The following is an 18998-nucleotide window of genomic DNA, read 5'->3' as shown; positions in this document are numbered from 1 at the left end:
GGAGGCACTGCTCGCCCCCTTCCTCTCGTGCACCTCTCCTGGGGAAGTCCTCGCCCTGCAGGAGCGCGTGGACATGCCCCGGCTGGTGGAGGCCTTGGACGACTGGCGCGCCGTGCGACTCGGCGCCTTGGGCCCACCGCGCGAGGACATTGCCCGCCAGCTCAACGAAAAGCGCACCTCCCTCCTCGTGAATGCCCCCGAGGCCTATGGGCGCCTCAACGCGCAGGTGCTTGCCGTCTTCACTGTCGACTCAGCCTATGATGATGACTTGAGGGAAATTCTCTTCTTGCTGGCCCAGGACAAGCGGCTGGCGGAAACCCTCGCGTTGCTGCCCGCGTTCCAGGTGGCATTGGAGAAGCGGGGTCTGAAACCCACGGCCCGCGTGGACCGGGACTCCGAGCTTGGAGACATGGGCTGGGGCGTGGTCCGAGCTGGAAAGGACGTGCTCTCCAGCACATCCATGGCCAGGGACGGACAGGATTCTGCGTTCCTCACCATTCGACTCCAACTGCCGCCGGAGTATCAGGAGGCTCTCGCCACGGCCGAGAAGGAGTTGGTGCTCAACGCCTCGGCGAACAGCATGGCGGTGAGTGCGTTTGATGAACTCACCTTTGGTGTGCCGCTGGGTAGCTACGGCTTCGTCGCCACCACCCTCCATGGCGGGAAGTTGCTGTGGCAGGGAGAGCTAGAGGAGGGCACGCGCGAGGTGGCTCCGGCACTGGTGCTGGGCCTGATCGCGGGTGGCAAGGGTCTGCGCAACCTCGCCAAGGGAGAAGGCGCCGCGGGTGTGCGTCTGCGCATCATTTCCGGAGTCGAAGCCGCGGAAGCGCGCCTGCGGGCCCTGACGGAGACGGCGCGGCAGTTCAAAGGGGCGATGAGCCTGGAGGGCCTGCGGGAGCTTGTGCGGGAGGTGCGGGCAAGCCGGGAGGCAGGTCGCTTTGTCGCCGTGGGCGGGGCGGACGCCGCCCTGGCGCTGCATGAGGCCGGGGGGGATGTAGCTAGGGCTCGGCCGCTCATGTCCAGGGCGAAGCCCGGGGCCACGGGCTCCTCGCCTGTGAAGGCTGGCGCGGGGGCCGGTGCTGGGGAGGCCGCCGCGGTGACGGACGAGGCCGCACGCCCCTCCGCTACGAAGGCCGGTGCTGCGGAGCTCCAGGGCACCTTGGCCTCGCTGGTGGATAAGGAGATTGGCCTCACCCTGGATGTTGTGGAGGCGAAGCTCGCGGCGGCGGAGCTCGAGGCCACGGGTCCGCGCCTGCCCGCGGACGTGGGCGTGCTGGAGAAATACCGTCCCTCCCTCGACGCCCCGCCGCCCGAGGTCCGGGGCAACCCTCGCTGGCGCGAGTACGTCGACTACTACAACAGGCGCTTCATCGAGGTGGAGAAGGGCACGGCCGCTGAGGGTCCCCTCAAGTGGGAGCCCTACGAGCGGATGCGCGCGTGGTTTGCCCGGGGCATGGCCTTCGAGCGCGACACGGTGAAGCTGCTGAAGGCTGACGCGGAGAAGCCTCGGTCACAGCGCACCTTCCTCGGGGACTTCGACAAGCCCCGAATTGAAACGCAAGTGGGCGTGAGGAAGCCGGGCCCCGGCCTGCGCTACGCGGATGTGCTCGTCATTGAGGAGGGTGAGCTCGGTGGGCAGCCACGGCGCGTGGAGACGTTTAGCTTCAAGAGCCGTGACCTTTCGGGGCTGAAGTACGAAGCCTTGGAAGCACAGATGAAGATGGACGCGAGGGAAGCTCTGCGGAACTACGGCGGAACGCTCGACATTCGCCGTCCTGGGCTTGAGGGTCCTGTCGAGGTGCAGAGGGTTCGCCTCATCTATGAGGGCGGCAAGCTCACGCCCACGGATGTTGGTGCATCGAAGGCAGCCGCGAGTGCAACTGAGAAGGCAGTTCCGGGAGTGGAGGTCCTGTTCCAATGAAGGTGCTGGGGCTTGGTGACGTGAAGGTGGAAGACAGCCTCCGGCTCACTTTTGAGGGTGCGCTTGATCCGCAGGCTGCACTTGAGAATGTTCTTGAGCCATTTTTCCAGGCGCTGGAGGAATACGCGGGCGATTGGATGCCGGAAGTCGTCAGTGGCAGGCGACGACTCAAATACTCCCGAGCCAATATCTGGAAGGCTCTGGAGGAGCGGCGCGAGGAACGAAGCACAGACGCTTGGTTCTACCGCACGCGGCAGCCCACACTGGAGATGTCGCTGCATCTCTGGTTTCCGCCGCTTCCGCCCGCTTTGGATGTGATGATCACGGTGCAACCGCTTACCCTCTTCGCAGAGGAGGAGCGCTGCCACCAATTCGTAGAAATGGTTCGTACCTGGGCCTCCTGCTATCCAGTCACGCACGCCGCAGCCCACAGCGTGGCTGACAGGGCGCTGGCAGGTGCGCCTGATTTCGGACGCGATGCGCGGACCGCTCGGAGAGACGGGTTCGACAGAATCTACGAGGTCTTCTGGCTCAACGTCTTCGGCCCCAAGCTTGTAGAAACGGTCGGCCGCGAGCGCATGCTGTCTACGCCGGCTCACCGCGTGGAGGAGCTTCCCAACGGCTCTGTTCTCCTCGTGACGTGGCCCACCGCCGCGGACTTTGTCGGCGACGAGGCGCGGCGCGCACAGGCGCGCGCGCATGTCCACCTACGGCCAGACCTGGACTTCGACACGGTGCTGCGCACCCTGCGCGAGCGTAGCGCCTCGCTCGTTCCTGTGGATCCCCGCTTCTATCCGGACGTGGCACCACTCCTCTCACGTGTGGTGGATAGCGTCGCCATTCACGAACGCCAGCGGAGAATTGCCGAGTTCAACGCGTGGCGACCGCCCGAGCCAGAGGAGTGGCGGCCTGCTACCGCAGCCCTGCCTTCGGACGTAGGAAACGCCGAGCACGCTCTTGAGCAGTACAGCCTCTATGCCGAGCAACTCGTGGCCCTGCTGCACACCAAGGTGCCGTCCGTCTTTGAAGCAACGCCCGAGTCACTCAGCGATGTGGACTACCAGTTCTGGCACGAGGACTTTCCGAGAGTATTCGAGCGGCAGCTCATCGACGAGCACGCCGTGCCGGCCATTGGCGCATACCTGGGCCAGGTGCTGGTACGCAACCTGGGAGGCACGTGGATACCTCGCCAGAAGCTCGATGAGGCGCAGGTGCTCGTCGGCAACCGTGTATGGTTTCCGTTTGTGCGTGCTCGCCACTACATGCGCTCGTGCCAGTCTCTGCTGGACTACTCCCTCACCCAAATCTATCGTGCGGCCGAGCGCCACCGGGGCTGAAACCAGTGGAACTGCATCGTGTGTGCTCAGTCGCGTACCCACATGGGCGCCGCGGTTCGAGAAATATGCCCGAGCCTCCTTTTCGCCCCGTTCAGAGCCGCTTCGGGATAAAGGGAGCAGCGAGCTGTCGCGGCTTCTCTTCCCGGCGTTGGGCTGTTACAGCATGGTGCACCATGCTAACCAGGCTACGAGTCCGAAACTATAAGTGCTTGGTCGATTTCGAACTGCGCCCGGGTGCTTGCCACCTTCTCCTCGGGCAGCCCGCAGCGGGGAAGTCGGCGGTGCTGGAGGTTCTCGCCAACCTGCGACGGTTGCTCGTGGAAGGCGTAGTCGTCGGGGAGGCATTCCCCCCGTTCACGCACAGTCGCTGGGGGGAAGGAGGCCAGCGCCTCTTCGAACTGGACGTAGAGACGGAGGGCTTCCGTCACGCTTATCAATTGGTTTTTGCCAGCAACACCAATTTCAGCACAGGGGCCAGCATTTCGTGGATTCAATGCGAGCGGCTCATGGTGGATGGCAGGCCCGAGTATTCCTACGAATGGGACGGGACGCAGTCTGGTCGCCAGTGGGCGTCTGGGCTTGCACCCCTGCTTGAGCGGCCCTCGACGGTTCTGGCTCCATTCGCTCGGTGGAGTTGGAGCCTCACCGTCCTGAATGACTCAACACTCAGCCGCTTTCCGTCATGGCTGTCGCCCATGCATCGGAGCGATGATCCCATCTTTCTGGACCGGATGCTCGTTTCCATTCTAGGCGCAGAGGGGTTTCAGTGCTTTGGCTACACTGATTCGGACGATGTTGTATTCGTGTTCTGGCGTTACCCTGAAGGTGCCCGACTGTCGCGCCGTTTTATGTACCGCTTCGCGGAATTGGCTCCGCTGCATAAGGCCGTAATCGCCACCTGTGCCACGTTGTACATGGGGGATGGGCCGGGGACGCTTCTCGCAGTGGACCAGTTTGATCCCCGCTTCTCCCCCGCCGTGGCGCTCGGGGGCCTCCTGACCCTGAGGAAGCGTATCTATTCCCAGTATCTTCTTGTGTCGCGGCCACTGACGGAGGACGAGGGCAACGCCCTTCCCTCCCCGACGTGTACTCACCTCGCTCGAGACGGAGCCATTGGACCTACGCTGGTGCAACCCCTGGCGGCGCTTCCAAGGAGGGGTAACTACCTCACTGGCACTGACATGGAGGCGCGTGTTCGCAGTGTCGCCACAAGACAATTCGCCGCGACAATCCGCCGTGCTCATGACGAACTGCGCGAACTCGCAGCGCCCGAACGGTTTTTCCCTGTCGAAGTAATCGGCTCGCGCAAGAACCTGTTTTTCCTCGTAGAGGGTGCCCTCCGGAGCCTATGCCAGTTCACTTCCCACAAGAGCTACTGGGATGAGGTGCCACCGGAATGGCGCCCTCGCCTCATGGCGGCAGGTTCCACCATCGACGCGCTATACCATTCGTTCGTGAAGTGGGACATTGAGGGCAACCTCCCGCCGGACGTACCGGCATTGGCCAGGAAGTGCTTGGCGGAATTGGAATTGGAGTCGAGCCCTCCTCTAATCTGACTGGCCTCCTTCTTACATAATTGCAGCCATGAGCCTGCCTCGGTTTCATTGGAAGGTGATGTTTTCCAGGGTGAGTTCGTGCCCTCCGCCCCACAGCTTGAGCGTGTACGTGCCCGTCAACTTCTGCTGCGTGGGCCCCACTATCAGGTCGATCTTCCTTACGACTCCGGCCGGAAGCGATACGTCCGGCAACACTCGGATGTTGCCGGGCGCTTGGTCCTCCCCTGCTGCGAGTGACGCACCCTCTGGGGTCCACGTCTCCGTGCCGACGTTCCGCAGCCGGAGGCGCACTGCCGCTGCGCGCTGCTCCTCTTCTACTTCCACGTGCGTTGTGGAGAGGTTCAGCACCCTGACGTCGCCTTGCTGGCCAACGGGAGGCTTCGCCTCCCGCCACCGGAGGGAAATCCCGCTGGTCGCGCCGAGTTTTAAGAGCCGCTCCAGGAGTTCTGTGGGACCTGCCTGTCCGCGGCCTTGCGCGAGCTGCCGTTCGCACCGCTCGGCGCGCTGCCGCTGTTCGTCGGCATCCTGTCGGAGCGAGGCGGGCGAACGCTCCCGGCGGAAGACGTTCACCTGCCGCAGCTTACCCATGCTCTGTCCAACGAGGATGAAGGTGGCGCTCCCGGGTTCGCGCCCGTCAGCGAAGTAGATGGTGAGCCGGCGCCGCTCGCCTACCGCGAGGCCGCGCGTGGCCTCGAGCATGACGCCCGTGGGGCTCGGGGTGACAGAAACCTCGCCGCCCTCGAGCACCGTCCTCTCCACGAGGATTGGCGTGTCGAAACGTAGGTACGTGGCCACCTCGGGCGCGACACACACCAGCAGGGGCGAGGAGCCCACCTCCAGCTCTACATTCTGAAGTTCCGCTCCGCACTCGATGGGCGGTAAGGGGGAGACCGTGGCGGCTCTACTGGGGAGGGCCGCCAGCAGCAGGACAGACAAGGGGAGCTTGAGCACGGCAGCGACTCCTGGCCACACGAGCGGGTGCAGGTACTTCTGTCCCTACAGCATACTCGCTGGGTTGGCCTGCTGACCGTCGCTCACTAGAAGCCCGGAGCGACGCCGCAGCCCGCGTAGTACCGCGTCACGGGCTTGACGTTGAGGGCTGGGTCCACCTTCCCGCTGCTGTCCAGGGGAGCGATGGCGCACATGCACACCTTGCTCTCCTTCCGCCCGACCGCGCTGGTGGCCCGGGTGAAGCGGAAATAGGCAGCGGGCTTCGACTCGTAGGCCCCAAAGGTTACCCTCCCATTGAGGGTGCTGAGTTCCGGCAGATCCTCAAGGGTTTCGAGAGTGGTGAGGACCACGCTGTCTCCGTCACTAAGCGCAACCGCTGCCGTGGCGCGCTGGTTGCGACCGAGGACGCCGCCGAGGCCAAACCCACCCGGCTCGATTCTGAAGGACTTCTCCATGGCCTCGATGGAACCCGCCTCACACGCCATGTCGTCCGGCGGCCGGGTGAGCGAGCCGCCACCCGCGCAGGCCCCGGCCAGGAAGAGCACGGCCGTGCAGCCCGCCACCTTCCCCGTGCTGCCCTTTGTCACTTCCAGTCGCTTCGAGTCGCTCTCCGGCTGCTTCTTCATGGTGTCTTCCTTGCGCTGCATCGCCGGTGGGGCGACGGCCGCGGTGGGGGGCTCCGCCGTGGGGGGAGCTGCGGCGAGTGGGTGTTGCACGCCCGCGTCAGAGGCCTGGGCCTCCATGGGCGGTGGTGGGCGGCCCGACACCTGTGCCACGGCGGCGGGAGTAGCTGCCTGCGTGGGCGCGTACATCCACGCCGCCGTGCCGAGGCACGCGGCCACGCCGGCGAGGGCAGCGAACTGGCCCACCCGGCGCCGCGCCCTCCTCGGGGCGCCCGGCGTCTTCTCCTGAAAGGGCGCGGGCCCTCCTGGCTGGGTGACGGGCTCGAGGAGGGGCACGCTCCAGGAGGCGTCCGCCGCGGCGAGCTGGGCCTCCAGCACGGTGCACAACTCCGCCATGCTGGCGTGCCGGGCCGAGGGCTCCTTCTCCAGCAGCCTCATGCACACGGCGCTCAAGGGGCCAGGCACGCGCGGGTTGAGGAGGTGCGGCGCGGGCGCCTCCTCCTCCAGCACGGCCTCCTCGTCCCCCGGCTCTCGCACCTCGAAGGGCCGCTTGCCGGTGGCCATTCGGTAGAGGATGACACCGAGAGCGTACAAGTCGTCCGCGGGGCTCGCCTTGTAGTGCGCCCCTGCCTTGCCGGACTTCTCCTGGGCGAAGCGCAGGGCCTCGGGCGCCATGTAGCTGGGGGTGCCCGGTGCCATGGGCCCCCGCGTGAGGGTGGCGGCCTCCTCGTAGGTGCCGCTGCCGAAGTCCACCAGCACCGCCTCGCCGTCCGAGGCGCGGACGATGATGTTGGCCTCCTTCACGTCCCGGTGCACCACCCCCGCCGCGTGCGCTGCCGTGAGGCCCCGGGCGAGCTCCAGCACCTTGCCCGCCGCGCCCCGCGCGTCCGGCGTGTGCTTCTTCCACCACACGTCCAGCCGCTCACCCTCGACGAAGCCGAGCTGCAGGCAGAGGTACTCGGGGGCCTCCTCGGGCCACACTCCAAGGCTCACCACCTGGACGAGGTTGCGGTGGCGAACCCGCAGCAGCATGGCGAATTCCCGCAGGGCCCTGTCCACCGCATGGCCGAGGGGGATGAATTTGAGGGCGTAGGTGGCGCCGTCCTCCCTCCTCGCCCGGTACACCGTGCCCCACCCGCCCACGCCCACCAACTCCTCCACCACCAGCCCGTTGATGTTTGTCCCCTTCGCAAGCTGGGGACTCGCACGCTCCAACATGTCGGCAACACTACCACCGGATACACCGGGTTTTCTCTCGGCCACCCTACCCCCTGAAAATGAAAAGGCCGGCGGCGAGCTGCTCGCCACCGGCCCCATGTGCTGCCCGCCTTCGCAGGACGCGGCCAACCACCTGCCGCGCGCCCCTCATGTCCGCGCTACCGGGGGGTAGCCGCGCCCTGCGCCACCGCCTACTCAGGTTGCGGCGAGCCTCCCGCCGCGCGTTCCTCCAAAACGCGCTACCGGGCGGGTGCCGCCCCCTGAGTCACCGCCTCCGCCACCCTCACCGCCTCCACCCACTCCACCTGCCGCCATGCCCGGCCGGAGGGGGCGTGCAGCGCCCCCACCTCGTAGCCCCGGGCCCGCGGCACGCCACCCACCACCTCCACCTTCCCCACCCACTCCACCGGCTCCCCCGTCAGCGCCCACGCCATGAAGCCCTCGCGCGTGAGCACCGCGAGGCCCTCGAAGCGCTTGAGGCGCTGGTTTACCTCCACGCGCGGCATGGGCTTGTCGCCGAGCACCACGTGCCACAGCAGCGCCTCCGCCACCGACTGCGGGGCGCTGGTGCCCGGGCCCGCGCTGCGCAGTTGCACTTCCGCCAGCAGCCGCTCCGCCTCCTTCACCGTCACCTCCCCTCCACTCGGCAGCAGGTGAGGGGGAAGGCCGCTGGCGAGCAGCAGGAGGTTGAAGTCGTCCACCACTGAGAGTGCTTGGCGCCGCGACTCGTACACCGCCGCACCATTGCGCGCGCAGCCACCCAGCACCACCGCCACCACTGCAACAGCCCAAAGCGTCCTCTTCACGGCTCCTCCCCAAGCGGGCGGCATGCCCGGCGCGTGGCAATCCACTCGTTAGCGTGGCGTGCCATGCGCGCATGGAATACCATGCGCATGCCCGCAGGGGAACCCCCTGGGCCCGGTGCGCGTTGTGTGCACCCGTATCACTCCCAAAGTCATGTCCTCACCCTCCCCTTCTCCCCTCCCCCTCTCCTCCACCCCGGCCCGCCGCCTCTTTCGCCCCGAGGACTTGCCCGAGCTGCACACCAGCGTCCTCGAAACCCTCAACACCCTCGAGCACGCGCGAGTCCACCTTTCACCCGAGGACTACGTCGCCCGCTGGGGCGCGGCCGAGGAATCTTTCCGTGAGGTGGAGGGCGTCTTCCGGGAGATCGCCTTCCCCCCGCCCGGGCAGTGCATGGTGAGCTTGGAGCCAAGCCTCTACGGCTCCTCCTTCAACTTCGTCGCGCACCGCCTCCGGGAGGCCGCCTTCTCTGTGGAGTTGCTGTCCGCGCAGTCCACCGGCGGCTACTCCCACGAGTGGCTTCTCCAGCACGCACCGGCCACCCTCGGGCCCGCTCCCTGGCAGCACCTGCTGCAGGAGGCCCTCGCCGCTCTCGGCCGGGAGCCCCTGGGCGACCTGGCCGCGCCCTCGGACAGTGAGGACCCCGAGCTGGCCGCCGCCTTTCTCCTGGGCCTCATGAGGGAGGCCCTCGACACCTTGGGGCGCGTCGCCTCCCGTCCACTCTTCCTCCAGGCCCGCCAGGAGACGCCTGCCTCGGAGCTGCGCAACGGTGTACTGGCCTTCGTGCGCCGCTGCCTCGCTTACGCCACCACCTACCGCACCTCCAATGCGCAAGCGGCTCAACTGCTGTGCTCGGCCGCTCCCAGCTTCCATGCCTTCCGCCAGGCGCTGGAGTCCTGGGAGCCGGGCGCGCACCTGGAGGCCTCGGCCGCAGCCACCCTCACCCGCCACGCCCGCGAGTGCCTGGATTTGCTCGAGCTCCACGCGCCCAACGGTGCCTGGGACGCCTTCCGCGGCCGGCACGCCGCGCAGGCCGCGTGAAGGAAGCGCGCCGCCATGCGAGCCAGGCCAGCGCGCCGCAGCGGGCCCCCTGGTGGGCCCGCCGTCCGCGCCACCCACCACCCCAAGCAGGTGTTTCAATGACTCCCCGCTACCCGCGAGTCCGCATCCCGGGCTCCGTCAAATGGAATACTTGGTCCGAGGAGAGGCAGCAGTTGGTTGAAAACTCCTGGGACAGACTCACCGCCCGGGACACCGTCCGCATCATCTTCTTCATGCCCGTGGACTACTTCTTCCTCGGCCCCGCCGTGTCCCGCGCGCTCGACTACTACGTGCGCGCCGTTGACGGGTGCCCGGGGGCCTTCTCCAATTACCGGCTTCGCGACTCGTCGGGCCCCTTGTCTCTTCACGGGTGGACGCGCATTCGAGAAGCCATCCACCGCACGGAGCCCTGGGTGGCCAAGGAAGGCTCCTACGAGGCCATGGAAGCCGCCAGGAAGGATCCACGCATCCCCCACCTCTACGTCTCCGGCGTGCAGGACAGCGGCTTCTTCTTCGCCTACAAGGGGCGCACCCCATACCGGCGCCCGTCCTTCGACAGCGTGAGTGTGCTCCTCGTCTCCCTGCCGACGGAATACCTCGAGGAGCGCGGGGCCGAGGCCGTGCGCGAGCTGGCCCTCTCCATAGCCGCCAAGCTGCCGTTTCAGTCCGGGCATGCGGGCTTGGCGCTCGATTGCTGGGGCGCCGAGTACCCGAGGTTAAACACCCTGCGCCATGTGATTTTCAGGCACCCGGGCTTCGACTTCCGGATTGCCGGCGTTAGCGACAACATGGGCGACCACGTGGACGGCGTCCACTGGCTGAACTTCCTCGGGCCCCCCTTCCTCAAGAGGCTTGGTGGAGCCGCGGGCCTTCGTCGTCGGCTCCAGGCCCCTTCCACCACCGTGCAGCGGGTGGCGCGTGAGCGCGCCGTCGTGTCGCTGGGCCCATGGCCCGAGGTGGGGGACGTGACGCTCGGTGACAACCTTCCCGCCTACCGTGAATTCGCAAGTGTCATTGAGCGCTTCGCGGAGCCATCACCTTGGAGCGAGCAGTGCGGCAGGCGGGTCCGGCCCGGCGACGACATGGAATTGGTGCGCTGGTGGTATCGCTTCACCAGGTGAGCCGGCCAGGGGCATCAACTGTGGAGGGGGCTCGGAGCGCCAGCGTTGCCTCGGGGTCCCGAGGCCCGGAGCCGCCAGCTCGTAAGGGCCGGCCCTCGTGTCGGAGCCGCACGGCACGCTCCTTCTCCTCGGGGGTGGTACAACCCTGGGGAGCATGAGCGCCGCGAGGCCCTTCCACATCGAGGAGCTTCACCTCTCCGGCTTCCGGGCCTTCGCGAAGACTCGCCTGCAGTTGGGTGATTTCACGGTGCTGGTTGGCCGCAACGGCGTTGGCAAGAGCACCCTCGTTGACGCCCTGGAATTCCTTCGGGAGGCGCTCACTGACTCGTTGGAGGCCGCCCTGGAGCGCCGTGGTGGACTCGAGGCGCTGCTCCACCGTGGCCCGCGCGAGTCGTCCCACCTCTCGGTTGCCCTTGGGGTACGGCTGTCCACTGCGTACCTCCGCGAGGTACGGCGCACCACCGGACTACCCCTGCCCCTCCCGCGCTCCCGTGCTGGCGCCACCGTCACCTACGGCTTCCGCGTCGTGCCCGCGCGTGGCCGCGCACGCTTTTCCGTGGATAGCGAAGTCTCTCAGGCTATGGACTGGGGCTTTCACCGCTCCGGCAGCCCCCCGTGGAATGTGTGGGGGTGCTCGGTACCTCCTGGCCTCCGAGCACCCTCGCGTCGCTCCCTGCTGCTGCCGCTTGCGGCCCAACATGACGGGCTGCACCGAGCGCTGCTGGATGCGCTGACAACGAGTTGCCGTGTGTACCGCCCGTCGCCCGAGGCCCTCCGGGTGGAGCCTCCCACCAGCGGCGCCGTCCTGCTCAACCAGGACGGCAGCAATGCCGGCGACGTGCTCCACCACCTTGCTCGACGCAAGGAGGACGTGGAGTGGGTAGCCCGGCACCTCGCCGCCGTCACCCCGGGCCTCGTCGGGGTGCGCGCGAGCGCTGCCGCTGGCCGATGCCTCCTGCGCTTCCACCTGCGCCAGGGCCCAGGCTCGCGCGCCGGCACCGAGCTGGACGTGCGTGCTGTCTCAGACGGCACCCTGCGCGCCCTCGTCCTCCTCCTTGCGCTTCGCCAGCGGCCCACGCCGGCTCTCGTGTGCATGGAGAAGCTCGAGGCCTCACTCCACCCTTCCGCCATCTCCGTCGTGATGGAGGCCGCCGAGGCCAGTACCCACCGCTGTCAGGTGCTCTTGGCGACGTACAGCCCCGAGGCCCTGGCTCACCCGGCGGTGACGTCCGCTCGCGTCCGTGTCGTCGTGTCCCGCGAGGGGCGCAGCCGCATACTCACCCCGCGCGCGGACGTGGCCGAACCAGCGTTGCTGCGGCGCTTTCTTGGTGCGCTCCTCACGGAGTCCGAGTTGTCCCCTGCCGAGGAGTCCAAGTACCTGGAGGAGGACTACCTCGTCGCGGTGTGACGTCCGCGAGAGAAGCTCCCTCAAACGCTGGCCCCACGTGGCCCCGGAAAGGGGCTGGCCACCAGGCCGTGCTCCCTCCTGGCCGACCGTCCTGCTGTCTCCTGTGTCGACTCGGCAGGGAAAGCAGCCGCCTGCGAGCCAACCCTCCAAGCGGCCCGCTCCTCGCCAACTCTCCTGTGCGGAGTGGGCCGCGTGCCGCCCCCTACTGCCCCACGTCCCTGGTATTTCTCCGCCTCGGCAATGACGAGCGCTCCGCAGGACACCCCACAGCAGCCGCTGACCGATGAGCAGAAGGCTGAGCAGTACGCCCAGAAAATCCGCGAGCACCTGGAGGCTGCCCGACAGCTGGCGGCCGACGCCGGGCAGCTCGCGCTGCACCATGGGCACGCGGAGGCCACCCGCCGCTACGTCCAGCTCGGCAAGCAGTTGGAGTTCTCCGAGAAGATCCGCGGGCACGCGGAGACGGCCGACATGCGAAGCTACCGCCACACCGAAGGCTGAAGCCGCACTGCACCACCCTGCCCCGGGCCGGCCCTGGGGAGTTTGCGCCAGGTCCTCCTGGCACGGGAGCGACGACCGTGAAGCCGACACCCCCGAGGCGGCAGTCCCTGTCCATGGAGCAGCTCGTCCAGTCCTTCCCCACCCTCAGCAAGGCACCAGGCGCTGATGCCTGGAGTCCAGGGGCCTTCCTGGAGTGGCTCGCTGGGCCAGCTCCCGGCAGCGGGGCACGCCACGCCGGCCGCTTCATCCTCGAGGTGGCCACCAGGAGGTACGGCACGGACTGGGCTCAGCTCGCGCGCGCCGAGGGCATTTCCGAGGTGGAGAGGGTGGTGGCGCCCTTCTCCTTCTTCGACGCCATGGGCGTGTGGGACCGAGCGCACGTCGCCGCCCTGGTCGCCTGGATGGGAAGCCCCGGGGCGGTGAAGCCCTCTGTCCTCGACAGCCCCGAGGCCCGCGACGAGCTGCGCACCTTCCACGGTGATGAGAAGGTGACGGAAACGACGGCGAAGGGCACCCTCACCGGCGAGAAGTGGCTCGTGGCGGGCTGGCGGCTGGAGATGCAGCAGCAGGCCGAGCGAAGCAGCCGCTGGCCCAAGGACAGGACGCTCGCCATGTCCGTGCTGGCCCGCTCTTTCCCTTCCCTGGCCGGTGCCCCGGGCCTCGAGCCCTGGAATGTGGACGCCTTCCTCCCTTGGCTCTGCTCGCCGGAGCGCGAGGCTACCGCCATCCACGCCGGGCGCTTCCTCCTGGGCGTGTGGAACCCAAGCACGCAGTGGCAGGAGGTGGCCGCCGAGCTGGGCCTCTCCCAGTGCACGGGCGCCCGCCCCTTCAACCTCATGGAGGCGGTGGAGAGCTGGGACGGCGAGCACCTCGCCACTGCGGTTGCGTGGATGGACGCGCCCTTCTGGCCCTGACGCTCGCCCACCCTCACCCGTCGCCCCTTCTCCCCGGCAACAGGGCGCAACCGAGCGCTCTCGACACCAGAGAGGAGTGGCGAATGAGGACTGTCACGAAGGTGGGGACCTGGACCATTGGGCGCACGAGGACGCAGGTGGTGACGCGGCTGACGCTCCCCACCCGTGTGGCGTGAAGGTGCGTCTCGGTGACAGGCGGGAGCTCGTCCTGGCCTGTGAGGCGGACGGGCGCCTCGTCACGGACGACTTCGCACCGGAGTTCGTTGAAGAGGTGCGCGGCCTCGTCGAGCGCGGTGAGGCCGAGCTCGTCTTCATGTAGTGCCCGCGCGGCCTCTGAGGCGCGAGCCTCCACAGGAGTAGGCGTGTGCCCGCTCCTGGCGGAGGCCCTCCTCCGCCCTGCTGACGCACGGCGAGCCCTTGCCCACCGCGGTGCTCGCCAACCCCCCTGCCCTCCTCATGGCCCACGACACCTCCAACGGGCTTGTGAATCCGGGCCACCGCACACGCTCGTTGACACGGACAGACGGGCGTAGGTACACCCCTTGTGCGACCTGTTACGTCGGGCCAGCAATGTGGCCCGGGCCGCGTGGCAATCCACGCTCGCCGCGTTGACCCCTCAGCAGGCGCCGCCCTATAACCGTTACACTCTCGACTCCCTACTCACCAACGAAAGGGCCCCAATGACTAGCAGGGCTCGACGCATCTGCGTCGCCAACAACAAGGGCGGCGTAGGTAAGAGTACGACTGCCATCAACCTCGCTGCGGTGCTTGCACTTCGTGGCAAGAGGGTGCTCCTGGTGGACTTTGACCCCGCCGGTGGCGCGAGCATCTTCCTGGGCCTGGCCGAGGAGGTGCGCGAGGAGCACAAGCCGCTCTACACAGTGGTGGAGCTGCTCACCGGCAAGCCCTTCGTGCCACACCGCTACGAGCTCGCCCCGGGCCTGGACTTGCTCCCGGCAAACACCCGCCTGTCGCACTATGCGCAGGAGTTGGACCGCGACCCGCGTGGGCACTTCCGCCTCGCCGAGGCGCTGGAGCCCCTCACCTCCGACTACGACTACATCATCTGCGACAGCGCGCCGACGCTGGGCATCCTGATGATTGGCGCCATCATCGCGTGCCCGGAAGTCGTGGTGCCCGTCCAACTGGACATCGGGACGCTGCCCATGACCATCGAGTTCAACAGCTTCGTGGTGAGCCTGAAGCAGACGGCACAGCCCGAGCTGCGCGTCCTGGGCGTGCTGCCAACCTTCAACGAGGGGCGCGCCAAGACTCCCCAGGCGATGCTCGGGGCCCTCAAAGGCCTCTTCCAGGGCCGCCTCTTCACGACTTCGATTTCCCGCCTGCGCGCCATTGGCGACGCGCACGGGCATGGGCGCCCCATTGTGCTTGCCCAGCCGGACAACCGAGGGGCTGTTGAGTACACCGCTTTCACCGAGGAGGTCATCCGTCGTGCCGGACATTAGAACGCTCACCACCAGGAAAGTTGCCGAGGGACCCCTGCCCACAGGTGACGAGGCGCCGACCGAGCAGCTTGTCAAGGTGCCGCTGGATAAAATCAGTGCGAGCCCCTTCCAGCCTCGCAAGTTTTTCTCCGAGGAGAAGGCCGCGGAGATGCGGGAGAGCCTCCGCGAACGCGGGCTCCTCGAGCCGATTCTCCTGGAGCCGGATCCCAATAAGCAGGGTAGCTACTGGCTCATTGGTGGTGAGCGCCGTCTCCGGGGCCACCGGGACCTGCTGGCCGAGACGAATGACCCGAAGTGGTCCACCATCCTCGCAGTCGTTCGTCCCTCCTCGCCCGACGGGAAGAATCGCGCCAATGCGCTCGTGGAGAACCTCCAGCGCGCGGACCTGACTCCTCTGGAGGAGGGTGACGCCTACCGCGCCATGGAGAAGGCGGACGGCCTCAATGCGGAGCAGATCGCCAAGGAAGTGGGCCTTGGCGTGGACCGAGTACAGCGCTGCATCCGGATTGCCGGAGGCCCCGAGTTGCTCCGTGAGGCCATGACGGCGGGCATCCGAGTCCCGAAGCTCGATGCTGAGGGGAAGCCCGAGGTGAAGCGCAATCCAGATGGCTCCGTGAAGATGCAGGTGGTGCAGACGCGCACGGGAGAGAAGGAGATTCCCGAGCCGGTCCTGGTGCTGCGCGTCATCAAGGAACTCACTATTGCCGAGCAGCTCGTGAGCCTGTCCTCGCACCTTGACCGGGCCGCGCCCAAGAATCAGCCCAAGTGGGCCGAGCGCGAATTCAGGAAGCACCTGGAGCATGTCCTTACTCAGGACATGGAAAAGCGTCGGGTGGCGGAGTACGTCAAGCGCGCCAAGGCGGGAGGCAAGGGCGAGGAAAAGGCCGCGAAGGAGCCCGCGGAGAACGCGCCCGTGAAGGTGGCGGCGCTTCCGAAGGGGACGCCCTTCGTCAGCACAGAGCGCCAGCTTGTGGTGATGAAGGACTCGCTTGGTGAGTTGAGCCCCACCCAGCGAGCGGCGCTTCGCGCCGAACTGGCCGCGCTCCTTGCCAGCATCCCCGAGGATGCCGCCGCCGCCTAGTTGTGATGGCGGGCAGGCACCCAAAGGAGGGTGCCCGTTCGCCGGGGCGCCTTGGGCAGGTGAGGCTCCAGCCTCCCGCCCGAGGCGCTACGCCCTCCTTCCTCCATGGTGCCGAGTTGGCGCGAGGCGCTGGTCGTCGGGGTGGCGTGGCCGACGAGGGTTGAGGTTGCTGGGTGGTCGGGGTGCTGGGCGTCGGTAATGGGTTTCGGGAAGGGTTGGGCGCGGACCATGGTGGTGTGCTGGCCCGCTTGTTTTGAAGGACGGGCTGGCCCGCTAGAGCGATTCCGGGCCCGCTTTTAGGCCCCTTCGGCGCACCGGTACGGTGCGGAAGTGGCCACCGGCTATAAGCCTCCGAATTTACACGGGAAACCCGTGAATGAAGTGCGCTGAAGCGGCACTTCTGGGGGGCCTGCGAGCAGGCCCCAAGAGGCTTCCTGACGGCGCGGTACGCTCGTGGAAGCCTCAAAATACGGTAAGTTACTGTAACTGCTCGGCGTTTCCGCCATCGCAGTGTGCCAGATGGCTCCTGAATCTGTTACACCAACCCCCTCTTTTCCCCCTTCCCTTCAGCTCAAGAGCCATCTGGCACATGTAGTAACTTACCGAAGCACTCGGAGCGCAGGCGGTCTCAACGGGCACTGTGACGTCGGGCTACGCCGGTTGACCGTACCGCCTTCACACGATACCGAGGTGCAGTTGGAGGGAAAGGGGAGGAGTTTTGTATGTGCCGGCCAGCCTCACAGCCCCTGTCAGCGCGCGGTGCCTATGTCAGCACCGACACCAACGCTCTACTGTTCGCGGGGCTGGTAGGTGGGGCACATGGAGGACTCGGGCACCACGGCGACTGGGCGTTGCGGGCCCTCGTTTGGGTGGGACGCCTGGGGTGTGGAGACGCCGCTCCGTCCTCGCATCCGATTCTTACCCGGGCCGTTGCTGGGGCCATCGGGTGCGCGGGTTGGGCGAGCTATCCCGCTCAGGTGGGGGAGGGGAGTGAAGCCAGCGACGGGGTGTGTCCAAGCGCGTTGCAGTTCGTCCGGTTCCCTGTCGCCCCGGAGGGAGGGATGACGCTCACCGGCTTCACCGGCGACAGCACACTGTGCCTTGCGGCCCCCGGTGGTGCTGACGGCTGCCTGCGGGAACGCCCACTGCCGCGCGGTGCCGTGCTGGCGGAGGTGCCGCGCCTCGCCCGGGCCCAGGACGGACTCGCGAGCACCAGAGGCTCTGCCAGTGCGCGGCGAAATGGCCGGTGCGGCGCGCGGGTGGGCCGAGTGAGAAGTCTCCTCCCGCCGAGGAGCTGCCGTGGCGCGGAGCGACACCCCGAGGCCGGGGGAGGGGAGGGGGCCCATGGGCATGTGGCAAATGGGCCGCGTCTCTTGCGCATCATGGTGCGGCAGCGCACTGGCGCGGGTGAGCGAATGGCCACAGTCCGCGGGGGCTCCGAGCTGGAGTGCTTCGTCACCGTCACCCCGGTTTCTCCTGGCTGGCGTCGGTCCACGACCCCCGAGGCTGGTTGCGCCCCCGCTGACGTTGGAGCGTTGCGGCAGCTAGTCTCCCTGGCGGGATGGATAACGACCGTGGGCGGCGGCTTGGCCCTTCTCGTGGGAGCTCCCGGGCCCGACGAGCAAGCCCTCTTGGGCTTTGAGGACGTGGCCCGCCGTGGTGAGGGCCAGGGGCCGCGCACCCGCTTCTCGCGACTCAGCGCCTTCCTCTCTTTCCGGTGGCAGGAGGAGTCTGCCGAAGCGGGCAGGGCGCGGATGTTGGGTCCTCGCCCACAGGGGGCGGGGCAGGGAGGTGGTGAGGTGGATAGGCCCCATGCGGCCGGCTTCGCGTCCTTCCTGAGCTCGCCCAGCTCGCCCCGGGAGGGAGCCCACCTCCCGGCGACTCTTCAGCACCACACGCCGAGCGCCCGCGGGCGCAGGGCGACTCTCGGCGGGCGTGGCGGGAGGCCCTGCTGCTCCACTGCCCCGCCCCCCCGCCCTGGCTGCGGTACACCACCCACCTGCGTAAGGGGTGCCCCTGGCCGACGCGGGAGTTTGCTGGCGTACGCGCCGGCGTACAGCGGCGCGCGGAGCCCGGCTCCTGCACAACTGCCCGGGCGCGCGGTGAGCTCCACGCTGAGTGGTATGTGCGCGTGCCCTCTTCGCCCATGCGATGGTGGGCGGCAGCGAGCCCTGTCGCGTGCGGCTGGTGCAGGCGGGTGGAGTTGCTCAGCCTTTCGAGGTGGTGCATGCGAGGGCTCGCCAGTGTGGCGGCGGGCTGCTACCCATGTGGCGGGGATGAGCTTCCGCCTTGAGGCTCGCGCAACGACTGCAGTTCCTACTCAACCTACGTGACGTGTCATGGTGAAGCACCCTCTGCCCATTCCCTCATCCGAGAGAGAGCGTGTAGTCATTAGCTGGATTGCGCGAGCTAACGTCGTCGAGAGGGAGCGCCTTGTGGAGCGCTTCTTTCGTGAGGAAGGCGAGACGCTCGAGGAGGCCACTCCGCGCGCCAGGTCTGCGTTGAGGCGGCTGGTGGCAAAAGGCTACCTTGAGCAGCGTCCCGTCCTTGTCGCGGGCGGGAGGGCTGACTCTTCTTCAAACCCTCTCCGCCGGGCCGAGCACCGCCAACTTTGGTGCTACAGCGTCACTCCTCGCGCGAGCGCAAGTCTCGGGGTGCCGCTGCTCCCGCCGCTCCGGGAGAATTCTGTCGTGCACCACTTCAAGGTTCTCAATGCGATTGAGACAGTGGAAAGGCAGCAGCGCGCAGCCGGTGGAAGGGTGTTAGGATTCAAGTTGGACGGGCAACTCGTTCGGGAAGAGTTTCGCGGCAAGGTTTTCAACGCGAGGACTCAACAGGTTGTCCCCAAATTCGCTGATGCCCAGCTCACCCTCCGGCACGCAGACGGCTCGGTCGAGGAAGTAAACCTCGAGTACGTCTCGACGAAGTACACGGACCAGATGATCCGCGACAAGGCGGCTGCCTGGCGAGGAAGCCGAACCATCTGGGCCGCACCCAACCAAGCCACTGTTGCCCGCGTAGAGGCCATTACCGGCCAGCCCGCTTTCACTGTGTGA

Annotated in this window: 15 protein-coding genes; 12 read left to right on the top strand and 3 right to left on the bottom strand. The window is 67.4% G+C overall.

Annotated elements, in window-relative coordinates; translation table 11 throughout:
- The 3 genes from DAT35_RS55085 to DAT35_RS55075 all read left to right on the top strand — a co-directional run.
- The coding region (locus DAT35_RS55085; RefSeq protein WP_108077516.1) for a hypothetical protein at positions 1–1921 on the top strand (1921 nt) is incomplete at its 5' end.
- The gene (locus DAT35_RS55080; protein WP_108077515.1) at positions 1918–3258 is read left to right on the top strand and encodes a hypothetical protein; all 1341 of its coding nucleotides are present in this window, start codon (positions 1918–1920) and stop codon (positions 3256–3258) included. The genes DAT35_RS55085 and DAT35_RS55080, both read left to right, overlap by 4 nt.
- Before the next feature lie 281 nt (positions 3259–3539).
- Positions 3540–4814: a hypothetical protein gene (locus tag DAT35_RS55075; protein WP_146210289.1), complete on the top strand. Its 1275-nt coding sequence runs from the start codon at positions 3540–3542 to the stop codon at positions 4812–4814.
- Between the two features lie 45 nt (positions 4815–4859).
- Here the strand turns inward: DAT35_RS55075 and DAT35_RS55070 are convergent, their stop codons facing one another.
- The 3 genes from DAT35_RS55070 to DAT35_RS59640 form a co-directional block, all read right to left on the bottom strand.
- Positions 4860–5765, bottom strand: a complete 906-nt coding sequence (locus tag DAT35_RS55070; RefSeq protein WP_158502359.1) for a DUF2381 family protein — start codon at positions 5763–5765, stop codon at positions 4860–4862.
- Positions 5766–5851: 86 nt separating this feature from the next.
- On the bottom strand, positions 5852–7606 hold the full coding sequence (locus DAT35_RS55065) for a serine/threonine-protein kinase (RefSeq protein WP_158502357.1): 1755 nt from the start codon (positions 7604–7606) through the stop codon (positions 5852–5854).
- A 239-nt stretch (positions 7607–7845) separates the two neighbouring features.
- On the bottom strand, positions 7846–8412 hold the full coding sequence (locus DAT35_RS59640; protein ID WP_158502354.1) for a hypothetical protein: 567 nt from the start codon (positions 8410–8412) through the stop codon (positions 7846–7848).
- A gap of 223 nt (positions 8413–8635) precedes the next feature.
- Between DAT35_RS59640 and DAT35_RS55055 the strand changes: the two genes are divergently transcribed.
- The 9 genes from DAT35_RS55055 (at position 8636) to DAT35_RS55015 (ending at position 18998) form a co-directional block, all read left to right on the top strand.
- Positions 8636–9451 carry a hypothetical protein gene (locus DAT35_RS55055; protein WP_108077511.1) on the top strand — a complete coding sequence of 272 codons (816 nt, stop codon included), beginning with the start codon at positions 8636–8638 and terminating at the stop codon, positions 9449–9451.
- Between the two features lie 98 nt (positions 9452–9549).
- On the top strand, positions 9550–10572 hold the full coding sequence (locus tag DAT35_RS55050; protein WP_108077510.1) for a type VI immunity family protein: 1023 nt from the start codon (positions 9550–9552) through the stop codon (positions 10570–10572).
- Positions 10573–10726: 154 nt separating this feature from the next.
- Positions 10727–11980: an AAA family ATPase gene (locus DAT35_RS55045; protein ID WP_146210286.1), complete on the top strand. Its 1254-nt coding sequence runs from the start codon at positions 10727–10729 to the stop codon at positions 11978–11980.
- A gap of 192 nt (positions 11981–12172) precedes the next feature.
- Positions 12173–12481, top strand: coding sequence for a hypothetical protein (locus DAT35_RS55040; protein ID WP_158502352.1), 309 nt, complete (start codon positions 12173–12175; stop codon positions 12479–12481).
- Positions 12482–12558: 77 nt separating this feature from the next.
- Complete coding sequence (locus DAT35_RS55035) at positions 12559–13395, top strand: hypothetical protein (protein WP_146210285.1); 837 nt, start codon at positions 12559–12561, stop codon at positions 13393–13395.
- Positions 13396–13567: 172 nt separating this feature from the next.
- Positions 13568–13714 (top strand): hypothetical protein, encoded by a 147-nt coding sequence (locus DAT35_RS59635; protein WP_158502350.1) that lies wholly within the window; start codon positions 13568–13570, stop codon positions 13712–13714.
- Between the two features lie 361 nt (positions 13715–14075).
- Positions 14076–14861 (top strand): ParA family protein, encoded by a 786-nt coding sequence (locus DAT35_RS55025; RefSeq protein WP_108077505.1) that lies wholly within the window; start codon positions 14076–14078, stop codon positions 14859–14861.
- Entirely contained in the window at positions 14848–15942 is a 1095-nt protein-coding gene (locus tag DAT35_RS55020; RefSeq protein ID WP_158502348.1) for a ParB/RepB/Spo0J family partition protein, read from the top strand. The genes DAT35_RS55025 and DAT35_RS55020 overlap by 14 nt, the downstream gene beginning before the upstream one ends.
- Before the next feature lie 2339 nt (positions 15943–18281).
- Positions 18282–18998, top strand: a complete 717-nt coding sequence (locus tag DAT35_RS55015; protein ID WP_146210284.1) for a hypothetical protein — start codon at positions 18282–18284, stop codon at positions 18996–18998.

Origin of the sequence: Vitiosangium sp. GDMCC 1.1324 (genome assembly GCF_003044305.1) — a bacterium.
Taxonomy (GTDB): domain Bacteria; phylum Myxococcota; class Myxococcia; order Myxococcales; family Myxococcaceae; genus Archangium.
This window is presented reverse-complemented; position numbering and strand designations above follow the sequence as displayed.

What these genes read in the sequence shown, in the direction of transcription:
- DAT35_RS55080 (WP_108077515.1), top strand. Translation starts at nt 1,918, where the DNA reads ATGAAGGTGCTGGGGCTTGGTGACGTGAAGGTGGAAGACAGCCTCCGG.
- DAT35_RS55065 (WP_158502357.1), bottom strand. Translation starts at nt 7,606, where the DNA reads ATGTTGGAGCGTGCGAGTCCCCAGCTTGCGAAGGGGACAAACATCAAC.
- DAT35_RS55050 (WP_108077510.1), top strand. Translation starts at nt 9,550, where the DNA reads ATGACTCCCCGCTACCCGCGAGTCCGCATCCCGGGCTCCGTCAAATGG.
- DAT35_RS55045 (WP_146210286.1), top strand. Translation starts at nt 10,727, where the DNA reads ATGAGCGCCGCGAGGCCCTTCCACATCGAGGAGCTTCACCTCTCCGGC.
- DAT35_RS55025 (WP_108077505.1), top strand. Translation starts at nt 14,076, where the DNA reads ATGACTAGCAGGGCTCGACGCATCTGCGTCGCCAACAACAAGGGCGGC.
- DAT35_RS55015 (WP_146210284.1), top strand. Translation starts at nt 18,282, where the DNA reads ATGGTGAAGCACCCTCTGCCCATTCCCTCATCCGAGAGAGAGCGTGTA.